The 1,054-nt window shown below is 27.6% G+C and carries 2 protein-coding genes and 1 pseudogene; all 3 read right to left on the bottom strand.

Annotated elements, in window-relative coordinates; translation table 11 throughout:
* Nucleotides 1-492 (bottom strand): annotated as a pseudogene (locus EC396_RS12605) (tetratricopeptide repeat protein); the annotation flags it as partial.
* A gap of 169 nt (nt 493-661) precedes the next feature.
* Nucleotides 662-964, bottom strand: a complete 303-nt coding sequence (locus tag EC396_RS12600) for a helix-turn-helix domain-containing protein (RefSeq protein WP_129366992.1) — start codon at nt 962-964, stop codon at nt 662-664.
* Nucleotides 951-1,052, bottom strand: a complete 102-nt coding sequence (locus EC396_RS12595) for a type II toxin-antitoxin system RelE/ParE family toxin (RefSeq protein ID WP_370276488.1) — start codon at nt 1,050-1,052, stop codon at nt 951-953. Before EC396_RS12595 ends, EC396_RS12600 begins: the two co-directional genes overlap by 14 nt.
* Between the last annotated feature and the right edge of the window lie 2 nt (nt 1,053-1,054).

Here is a 1,054-nt window from a genome sequence, read left to right as displayed (position 1 = left end):
TTGTTGTTGATTGTTATTTATTTTTGAATACTCAATTGTCTTAATTATTTCACTTGTGAATTTATCCCAATCCTCAATTTGACCAAGAGTATAGATTTTCCCATATCTCATATCTAATCTGTTAGGGAATAATTTAATTCCTTCGCTAATTTTATCAATTCCTTTTTGAATAATTGAATTGTCTAAATAAATTTCACTAGCTAAATAACCAGCAGTATTATTTAAACTATCTTTTAATATAAAACCATCTTCTTTTGGTTCCTTGGTTGAGACTGTTAGAACTTCTTTATTTCCTTTTAAGAAATAATAATTAAAATAACTAACAAATAATTCAGGGTCATTTGGAGAAGCAATTTCCCATTTTTTTAAAACTTCAACTTGTTTAATAGTATCATTTGTCTCAATATATTCTAGAAATTCAGTACGATAATTTTGTCCGAAAAATTGAATTGAACTTATCAATGCAACTATAATAGCAATATTTTTTTTCATTTTTTTTGTTGTTCTAATTGTTGCCAACGGGCTTTTATAAGATTTGTGCGACTGGAAAATCGGAGATTTTTCGGACGTAGCAAATCGTTAGTTGAATGTTTGTTAGTTCGTTATTTAGTTTAAAAGTAAGCATAAATTTTATGAGTTGTTGCCAGTAGTAATTTATCATCTATAAATCTAAAGACAACTTTAAATTCCCCCCAAGTCCATCTTTTATAATTCTCATTAATGTTGAAAGTCGAATATCACTTGCATTATTTTCTATTCTCGAAATATAATTCTTAGTTGTTCCAACTTTGTCTGCGAGTTCCTCTTGGGTTAATTGTTGTCTTTTTCGAGCCTCTTGGATCAATACTCCAATTTTAAAAGTCTCAAATTCCTCCTCAAATTTATCTCTTGATTGAGTTCCTGTTTTGCCATAATTTTCCTCAAGATGTGAATCAAATGATTTAATATTTTTATTTGTTTTCATAATACTCTGCTTTTAATTTTTCAGCTCTTTTGATTTCATTTTTCGGTGTTTTTTGTGTCTTTTTTTGAAATCCTGTTAATAAAATCACTA

The organism is Lutibacter sp. HS1-25 (genome assembly GCF_004121075.1).
Taxonomy (GTDB): domain Bacteria; phylum Bacteroidota; class Bacteroidia; order Flavobacteriales; family Flavobacteriaceae; genus Lutibacter.
This window is presented reverse-complemented; position numbering and strand designations above follow the sequence as displayed.

Bases quoted from the DNA above. Each gene is read 5' to 3' on its own strand.
- EC396_RS12600 (WP_129366992.1), bottom strand. From the start codon at position 964: ATGAAAACAAATAAAAATATTAAATCATTTGATTCACATCTTGAGGAA.